Below are 378 nucleotides of genomic sequence, written 5' to 3'. Positions count from 1 at the left end.
TGGAAGAACATATCCATCAGCATGGAATTATGCCANNNNTTTATATAGAAAGTTTATCATAAATAATCTAGCTTTTTAAATTTTTTTAAGATAGATCAATAATGAAAAATTTATTTAGGATTATTGATGTTTTAAAGAAAAATAGGATAATAAATAAATTATATGGATTTATAAAGAAATACACCTTTTATATAATTTTAGGTATTTTATTATTAATTCTATACTTATCAAACAGTTTCTGTATTTTATCCCATAAATTCATATATTTCAGATGNAGTATGGTATGCTCCNGCTTCATATAATATTATGACAAAAATATTTCATTTAAAGTATAAATCAAACTGTTCCATTTCCTTCTGGAAAAGATTTAACAAATTA

It is taken from the genome of Candidatus Nanopusillus massiliensis (genome assembly GCF_920984865.1).
The sequence above is the reverse complement of the archived record's forward strand: the minus strand, read 5'-3'. Positions refer to the sequence as shown.